The organism is Okeania sp. KiyG1 (genome assembly GCF_014132355.1).
In the GTDB taxonomy this organism is placed as follows: Bacteria; Cyanobacteriota; Cyanobacteriia; order Cyanobacteriales; family Microcoleaceae; genus Okeania.
Map to the genome: position 1 here is coordinate 57,769 of NZ_BLZO01000188.1, position 9,923 is coordinate 67,691.

Genomic DNA, 9,923 nt, shown 5'->3' on the forward strand with positions numbered 1-9,923 from the left:
ATCGAAAGAGCAACTTGGTGGTTTGACTGCCCTATCATTGACAACCTTGAATTGTTGATGGACACCATTAACAGTTACGACACGGACTTACTTAAAATAACTAGGGAAGAAAACTCAAACACAGCTCATATCCTGTCGGGAGAAAATCAATTAGGCACAATCTTTCTCAAAAGCAATGATACGTTAGAAATTCCAGAACGCGAATACCACCTACTCGAAGACTTGTACAGCATCGACATAGGTACTTTAATCGAAGACATCGAAAAACAAAAGCTAGGTAATTATCGTGATTATCTAACAGGAGTAAGTAGTTTAGAACAAGAATTGAACCATCTAGACACTCTCCAAAATGCACTCCACTGCCTCTCTAATCATTTGAATTTCATCGTCATCCGTCAAGGAGAAATATTTAAAGCTTACAACGGTAAAGAATGGTTAGAAAATTACTTAGGCTCCGTCAAAGTTAATGATTTAGAAATCAAACCAGACGAAGAGTTGATTAATAATCTATTAGAACAATATTCATTTCTACTCAATCAACTAACCATTGATATTATCAAAGGTGAACAATCAATTGAAATAGAAAATTACATCATCACTTCGGAACCCATCAAAGAATTACTAATTAAAGAAACCTGGAATGAACAAGACTTGGAAACTGCCAATAATCTACTCAATAAACTTGTAGAATCAACTCCACCCTGGAACGAATTGACAGAAACTATACGCCATAAACATCAAAAAATATTTGAAAAGGACCCCGAACAAACTGATGATAATGACACTAATAATGGAGGCTCCATTACTCCGACTCCCTCTCCCAAAAACCCTAACAATAATGGCAGTCAGACAATTGAATCAACAAAAGAAGAATTAGACACATTATTTTCAGCAATCCAATCATACCAAACCGACTTAAACATTCAAAAAAACAACAACAAATTAACCTTCTATCAACAGAAATACAGACTAGGTTCTGTCGAACTAAATCCAAATAAATTAGTAGCAGAAGAAGGCTTAATAGCAAACCTCAAAATCTCCTACGGAATCGACATCAAAGGTTTAATTGAATCGATAGAATTCGCATCACTTGATAATTGCTTTGAACTAGACCCATTCGAGCATATTGGCAAAAGTAATCCAGCCATCTTTATCCCTGGATGCGTCGTCGCTCCCACTTGGAAAGAGGGACGCGGACTACAAGGAGTACTACAGTTAGTCAATGGACAAGTAGCCACTATTCAATGGCTGAACTCCTTAGACCACGGGGATAATGTGCCAGAACAAGTAAACATTGGTTTGCTCCGTTATATTGCAGCTCAACAGACAGCTAAAAATGACAGCCTTCACACTGAAGCATTAAGCGATGAACCCACAGCAGAAAACTTTGCTGCACTGAAATTTGGCGGTCTGATAGCAGCAACTACTGTTAACAACACTAATACCAACAAAGAAAACTCAGAAGTCGTTGAAAATACTACTGCTTCTAGCTTTCCTGATGACAACGAAGACCTAATCTGGGAAGACCTGACCTGGATGGATGCCATCAAAGTAAAACTCGAAAAGCTCGAAGGTTTTACGGTAAGCCATGATGAGGTAGACCTCACTGCATGGCATTACGGTACAAAAGTAGGTAGCATCCACCACAACGAGGAAAACGAACTAGAAATAGAACAAAAATTAATTGGTGAACTGGCTAAATATAACTTCGACCTAGAAGCATTTTTAGTAAATCTTAATATCCCCTATAAGTTCTATCACCTCAAACCAGTCGTCATCACACCAACAACCGAACGCTCTGATCTTCAAACCTCTGAACAGGAATCTAGCAGTGAGCAAAAAATGACAAAAAAGCCTCCAGTAGAGGAATTAAACTATCAAGTAAATGGCAAAAGTATCAGCTTCGGTTTAACCCTACCACAGCTACTATCAGAACAAAAAACAGTCACGCGGAGGATGTGGAAAGATAGCTACGCCAAACGCTTCCTTAATGACTGGAATGCCAGACCGGGAGAGTTTCTCTACCCTGCACTAACGAAAAGCTATCGAGTTGGTGGTAAGCAAGTTGGTTACATCAAACTCACCCATCAACCTTACCAAGAAAAATTAGCCGATATACCCACTTCTGACTTAGCAGCAGAAGGTTTTCCAGAACTATCACGCGCAGAATTCATCAACAAATTCTTTGATGGTAACGACCAACAAATAGCATGGGTAATTCGGTTTGATTTTATCCCTAATAAGGAAAAGCCTGAAAATAACGCAGAGCAAATAGGTGAAAACTCACCATTACCATTAGACCTGCTCGACCAAATGACTGCTGTATTTGATGGGTTAGAGAGCATCCGTACCTCTCGCTCTGGAAACGTACTTTGGTTTTACCGTGGGTCTGAAAACCTCTATCCCTGTTCAATGAAAACCTTTGATGATAATACTTCCACACTTTTCCCTACTGTCAAGTTGAACGACAAAATGAAAGAACTATATGGTATTGATATAGATCGAGTCTGTTATGACTTAGAAACAGGTAAAGAGGTTAATATCAATAATTATATTGACCATAGCGTTTTGGAGCAAACAATTAAAGACAGCCACAAAAACAATGATACTATCACTTGGCAAGACTTATTAAATAATGCTGCCTACTTAGATATTACTGATAGTCAAACTTCTGATGAGTTGAACACATCCACAACCACAGAACAGTCACAGACCAATACAGAAGAACATCCTGAAAGACTACATTGGCTCAAAGACACATCAATGTTTAACCGTAGTGAGACTTACATAGTTTGGAACGGAACGCAGAAATGCGGGAAAATCAACCTTTGCAATAAAAGCAAAAACAAAGCAGGATTTGGCAAATGGTACGTCAGTCCCAACGTTTTCGGACCATACTACGACACCATCGAAAAAGCAGCGACAGCGTGTTGGCAAGACTTTATTTCCCAAAATGCTGAACAGACGGCAACACAAGAAGACTTAATACCTTTCTAAAACAATTAATAATTAACAATTAATAATTAATAATTAGGAATTAAAAATCATGGAAAAAATAATGTAATCCAAAACAAATCTTTCAAATTTGCACTACGAATAGTTAAGTTATCACAATATCTAAACCAGGATAAAAAGAGTATGTTTTATCAAAACAAATACTTCGGAGTGGTACAGCAATTGGTGCTTTAGTGCGTGAATCTGAATATGCGGAAAGCCGTGCTGACTTTGTGCATCAACTGCGGATTGCCATCAAAGAAGCTAACGAAACGCAATATTGGTTAGAGCTATTACATCAAGCTGATTACATTAATAAAAAAGGTTTTAAATCAATTAATCAAGACTGTATTGAAGTCATAAAAATCTTAATCGCAATCATCAAATCAACAACAAAAAATAATTATTAATTGTTAATTACTAATTGTTAATTATTAACAGGAGTGCCAAAGTCAAATGAATCCACATTTTATTAACAATACCAACGTCAACAACAATTCCGACAACACGACAGAAACAGAATCACAACAATGTATGAGTGATAGCGTTACCAAATCTTATAACACCTTTTCCGGTGACGAGCATCTACCCGAAGGCCATATAACAACCCATCCCTTTAGTCTTACTCTAGAGGAACTTTCAAGCTTGCTTAACAATGGCCAGGAATCCAGTGAAAGTGTAACTACGAAACCAGAGGCAATTTCTCAAAACCTACGAGTCACCCACCATCAGGATTGTAGCGGTTCCACAGAGGACTCTAGGGAACTGTCACAGTCCAAACCAGCAGAAAACAGTGAATGCCTCAATCAATCAACAATCCCTGGCCTAATTCAAGATGGCCTACCAAAACAAAAAAAATCTGAAACTCTACAAACCAGACTTAATCAGGACTCTAGGGTTTCTACTGAGTACTCTATAGAAAAATCTCCCAACAAACCAGTTGGGGGCAGTAGAAAAAACAACAAATCCACATCTGTTGGCCAATTATCTGATAGTCCAATTAATTGTGAAAAAGCTCAACTTCTGAAAACTTTACCAAACAAAGACTCTAGGGTTTCTACTGAGTACTCTATAGAAAAATCTCCCAACAAACCAGTTGGGGGCAGTGGATGGCTTCATAAATACACAAAATTAATCGAAACAAAGACTGGAGTTGTTGAATATCCCCGTGTCAAAGAAGGTCAACGTTCTCAATACAATCCTAAACACTGGTATTGGAACTACTGCTGGCATAAGAAAGGGAAAAACGGTAAACCTTTGTACAAAAAGGGCAAAGCAGTAGTCTCCTCAGTCGGATGTCCGATCAAAAGGTAAGAGCAGCTAGTAGTGCGATCGCTGCCAAACTACCACATCGCCAAATTTTAGAAATAATCAAAGGCGACAACTCCCCACCCACATAGACTTTCACCATTATACATCTTAATACAACAACCCATCACTTCTGAAAATTTTTTAATCACTGAAAACTTATGAATTTACCATCAGTAGCATCTCAAACAAAACTGCTGCAACCCTCATTGTTACAGCAGCATACTCAAAAACCTGGAAGAAGATCAACAATTATCTCTAAACCTCATTATAGCATCATCACAAATTCCCCAACTCAGAGATTACCAGCTCCAAGTTATTGACGATCTATACAAGTTCATCAAGCACAACCACCGCCGAATATTAATTGTCGCCCCTACTGGAGCAGGGAAAACTATAATTGCTGCTTCCTTCATACATCAAGAATATTCCAGTGGTAAAACTATATTGTTCATCGTTCATCGTGATGTGCTTATCAAGCAAACACTAAATAAATTTGCTAACTTCGGCATTGAATGTGGAGTCATTGCTGGAGGCTACAAAGAAACTCGCTCTGCCAAAGTTCAGATAGCCAGCGCACAAACTCTCAGTCGAAGGAAAATCAATTGGTTTGCTCCTGACATTGTATTAATAGATGAAGCACATCAAACCGCCTGGAACAAAGTAGTAAAGAGACAATTAGAAAATTACCAAGGTGAATTTGGCAATACCACCTTTATAGGTCTCACCGCTACTCCCTGGAGACTTTCAAAACGAGAAGCAATGTCAGACCTATTCGATACCCTCATTGCAGCTCCAACTCCAGGCGAACTTATCCTCAAAGGATACTTGACACCCCCAATTTACTACAGTGTTGATGGTGCTGACCTCAAAGGAGTGCGGACTGTAGCAGGTGATTATGATAACTCTGAGTTAGTAGTACGTTGCAATGTGCCAAAGGTCGTCGAAACTCTAGTCTCCGAATGGAAGCGATTAGCCAACGGTAGATTAACCATTGGCTTTGCTGTAAATGTAGCACACGCAAAAGCGATCGCCACTGCCTTCAATCAAGCTGGCATCCCCGCAGCAAGTGTAGACGGCACCATGCCCACAAAAATGCGAGAAGTAATTTATTCACAATTACAATCAGGACTCATCAAAGTCTTAGCAAGTTGTGAGGCATTGGGAGAAGGTTTTGATGTCCCTGCCATTTCTTGCGTTTTATTATGTCGTCCCACTAAATCTAAGGCTAAGGCATGGCAACAGATAGGCCGTGCAGCAAGACGCTTTAAGGGTAAACATGACTTCTTAATTCTAGACCAAGCAGGGATAATCGCACGATTTGGTTTCATTGAGGATACCACAATATTTACCCTGGGGAAATCCGACAACACCCCCACTGGTGTAGCTCCCACAAAAATTTGTCCGAGTTGTAACGCCATAAATCGCAATTTCGACAAGGTGTGTAGCTGTTGTGGCTATCAATATCCAGCAGCACCATTACCTAAACTTTTACCTACTCAAGAGTTCAAACTATTACGCTGCACGGCAGATAAGGTCAAGCAATATCGCCATTACCATGAACTGCTCACAGAAGCTTACCATCGAGGACTAAAATCTAATTGGGCAGATAAACAATACCAAATTCATTATGGATACTGGCCTCCCTACAAATGGATGCACGGTGCCATATTTGGTTCGCAACCTACTGTGGCTGACAAAGTTGCGTATCAAAAATATTTACTCCGCCTGATGAAAGCCGACGGTCAGTGCATAGGTTGGGTTGAACACCACATGAAGATGATTTTTGGCGATCAAACATCCGTTCCGCTCCGCGATAACTATGTTTAGCTACGCTATCGCGTGTGAAGATAAGGCTTGAAAAGAAAAAAAACTACGGGACTAACACCCCCGTAGAGAAAACAAACAAAAATGAAAAAACTTATGAACAAATTATTGCACAAACATCAAAATTCTGCAACTACTACCCTAATCTCCGCTGTCAAAACTTCTTTACAGGAGGAAGTGTAAAATGGATTGGAAAATATTTAATCGCCACCCCAGAGCCTCAGAAATAGCAGAAGGTTTAGGAATTATCCCTCCTAACTTGGCATTAACACCAGTAAGAGAAAAACGCCCCTATAGAAGTAACTGGCAACATGAAGAGCCAGTTAGTAGGGAAGCGATCACTACTGCCATAACCCAAGGGCAAGATTTAGTCAGTAAAAAAGGTAAACCATATACAGCTTTTGATTCTGGATATGGGGTAAGACTAGGTGAGATATCCGATGGACTGCTGGCCATAGATGTAGATGGCGCTAGTGCCGAACCTATTCTCAAGGCTATTTGTCCAGATTTACCTAAATCTGTAAGTTGGACATCAGGAAAACCAGGACGGTATCAAATAGCATTTCAAATCCCGCCGGAGTATAGGGAAAAATTAGCCAACTTTACCCGAGCTGTAGTCCGAGAGTGGAAGGGCTTAAAAACTGACACAGACGAACTTTTAGAATTTCGTTATAATTATTGCCAGTCCGTTCTGCCGCCCTCCTACCATCCAACAACTGGTAGATATAGCTGGGTAAATTCCCCAGCAGATACAGAAGTAGCGATTGCCCCACAACCTATCCTAGATGTACTCCTAGAACTAGCCGACAAGGAAGCTAAGGCCACCACTGAAGCTGAGGTGAAAAAGGCAGAACGCGCGCGGTACTTAGAGCAACGTAAACTAGAAAGACAAGCCTTACCTACTCTCAGCACTGCTGACTCCTTAGCCGATATCCTAGAGCTGGACATCCTCCCCAGGCTAAATACAGAAGATATATATAATTGGAGCGAGCATCAATTTAAAAAGCATGGGCCCAATAAATTAGTTGGTTACTGTCCACAACACAACGGGTCTAGCGGTACGGCATTTCAAGTAAATACAAAAGACAATTCCTGGTATTGTCATGGTTGTCAGGAAGGCGGTCATCCTGTTCAATATCGTTGGTTTTTGAAAGGTGAGCATGGCACACCTACAGGCAAGGATTTTGTGGAGATAGTTGAAGAGTTGGCTGACGATGCTGGCGTAGAACTGCCGGAGTGGAAACCACCGCAGAAACAAAGTCAGTCTAAATTAATACCTGAAACTGAATACAACTTCAAACACAAGTTCCCACGTCTACTAAAAGATACAGTCAGTAATCTGGCTCAAGATCTTAAAGATAAGGTAGCCAGACCTGCTTATAAGTATTTCCGTCGGAATGGCAAACTACCACCCGCGCCAGAGCTACACCCCAAAGAAAAACAACGTATTCGTCAAGCGAATGTTGCAGAAGCAAAACATTTAGCAGAAACTACTACAGCAATAGTTAAATGGGAACCGCCTTTACTATTAGGTAAAATTCAAATTAGATTAGGAGATGATCCTAATAACTGGAATGTACCAACAGACTTTGAAGATTGGAAAAATCAAGGTAGTCCAGCTTATGTAGTTCCTCCAGGGATGAGGAATATTTTTGAAGCTCTTATGGTCAAACGCGGTATCAAAAATTTGTTTGACTCTAGTGGTACTGGTACTGGCAAAAGCCATGACACAGGTAATTTACCACCTTATTTGGGAATCAATCCCCATACACAAAAAAAATCTGAAGACGACCCTACTCTCTACTATATTTGTGACGACCCGCGTAACCCCACTACAGAAAGCATTGAGAGTAATTCGGTTGTTTTGCCATCTCGTCATAGTGGTTTAGTTGAAGATACTACCAAGCAAACGCCTTTGGGATACCCTCATATCCGCCGACCTAAAGGTAAGGAAGAGCCTACTATAGAAGCATCTTGCATCAGAGAAGCTATATTTAGATATTTCCCCGAATTTAAAAATCGGACTCTATTCGGCGGTAAAGCTTCTGCTGGATGCCAAGGATGTCCCAAGTTGTTGAATGAGGACGGTAAAGTAGTTTGTCCACTGCTGGTTGGGCGCTGGAAAACTAAACAATACGCACCATTTATCCGTTCTCATCCTCAACAGCTCTCTACACTATCTGAAACAGATATTGCAGTAGTAGATGAAGCTGCCAAGATTCTTAAATCAACAAAGGACATATTTGTAGGTAGTGAATCATTAAATGAAGCTTTCTATGAATTAGGAACTAACCTCATAAAGCATCAAGTAGATGGCCTGCATTATGGCAATGCTATCTTCCGCGCTCTCTCTCCTTTAATCCAAATAATGAAGGAAATGATGGTATTTATAGATTCCACTCCCAACATTAAGAAAAATGGATTGAATCATAATGAGTTTATTAATTTAATGTTTGAGAAGTTAGCCGATCTTTATTGTAGTCATGGTCTAATTACAGAGCAAGAAAAAACGCTTTTTTTAGAAGCTAAATCAGGCAATTCTAATTCCAGTGATGTACTTCAATTAAAAAGTATTAAAGGTTCATGGATAGAAAAATTAATTAATCGTGCTTTGTGGAATTTATCTGCTGTTGAATTTTTAACTAAAACTGATACAAATATTTGGGGAGAAGTTCGGGTATTTGGAAATAAGGATATTAGGGTTGTCAATGTAAGTCCTACTGTTGAAGATGTAGTTCAAATCCTCAAAGAAGTATATAAACCAAACTTAGAAAATTTGATTGAGGATGATAATTTGCCTTGGGAAATCCAACGAAAACGGATTGATGAAAAGTGTAAATTAAACTTTGTTACTCCACTACTAAATGTTCTGACTGGAAGTAGGGGATATATCCAAGCTAAAAGCTATGGGTTTTATATAACTCAGTCAGATAACCATGTAAAGCGGAGTCTTTTCAATGCTCAGAGTATTATCTATAAGGACGCAACAGCACGACCTGAAGATATAGCTATGCGTATAGGTGTTGATTCTGAGGATATCCTGGAATATAAAGTCGCTACACCTGCTGCTACTAATTTAGTTATTAAATTAGTAGGTGGTTTCGGTAGTTGTGGAGCACAACGGGATAGTAAGGAACAGAGAGAAAAGGGATTGAGTGAAGCTTCGCTACCAAAACGATTAATCAAAGGTGTAGAAAAAATTATAGCGGATTCCATATCTCTTACAGCACAGCTTGGTAAAAAGGCGAAAATAGCTTTGATTGATTTTCAGGGGCAACTCTCTAATTATAAAGATATACAAGGGATTGATTATTTTGGTTATTGGTGGCGAGATAACCGAGGAACTAATATACTCCAGGACTATGACGTAATCATCGCTATAGGCAACCCTACGGCAAATCTAGGTGCTAAGGCGGCTTCCTTTAGAACTTTGACTGGTAAGTATGCTAATCCTGCTAACCCTACTGAGGAGTTTAAGGAGTATATCCAGCATTCTGTGGTCAGTGAAAAATTACAGTTAGTCGGTCGTCTCAGAGCGCATTTACAGCCTCACAAACAGAAGGAAGTTCATCTACTGGGGGATTATTCGGAACATTTGATTTGGCAGCTAAAAGATAAATTTCCCGGATGCCAAATCAATAAAATGATGGCTTATGATTTATGTCCCGAAGCTGCAACCCGACGAGACCTTGACACTAAGATGGCCATTGAACTGGGTATGAAGTTACTACGTTTTGGTCAAAAAGTAACCCAGGAGAAAATAGCTAAGGAGATGGGATGTAGTCAAAGTTGGG

At 39.7% G+C, this 9,923-nt stretch carries 5 protein-coding genes; all 5 read left to right on the forward strand.

The window, feature by feature from the left end:
- Nucleotides 1–57: 57 nt before the first annotated feature.
- The gene (locus SAGCYANO_RS42410) at nt 58–2,997 is read left to right on the forward strand and encodes a hypothetical protein (protein WP_202219496.1); all 2,940 of its coding nucleotides are present in this window, start codon (nt 58–60) and stop codon (nt 2,995–2,997) included.
- A 191-nt stretch (nt 2,998–3,188) separates the two neighbouring features.
- Nucleotides 3,189–3,404 (forward strand): four helix bundle protein, encoded by a 216-nt coding sequence (locus tag SAGCYANO_RS47025; protein ID WP_237397240.1) that lies wholly within the window; start codon nt 3,189–3,191, stop codon nt 3,402–3,404.
- Between the two features lie 46 nt (nt 3,405–3,450).
- A complete protein-coding gene (locus SAGCYANO_RS42420; protein WP_202225499.1) occupies nt 3,451–4,308 on the forward strand; it encodes a hypothetical protein in 858 nt (285 codons plus the stop codon).
- A 279-nt stretch (nt 4,309–4,587) separates the two neighbouring features.
- On the forward strand, nt 4,588–6,132 hold the full coding sequence (locus tag SAGCYANO_RS42425) for a DEAD/DEAH box helicase (protein WP_255502487.1): 1,545 nt from the start codon (nt 4,588–4,590) through the stop codon (nt 6,130–6,132).
- 181 nt (nt 6,133–6,313) lie between these two features.
- Nucleotides 6,314–9,923 (forward strand): bifunctional DNA primase/polymerase (locus tag SAGCYANO_RS42430; protein ID WP_202225500.1); only part of this gene is annotated, 3,610 nt, incomplete at its 3' end.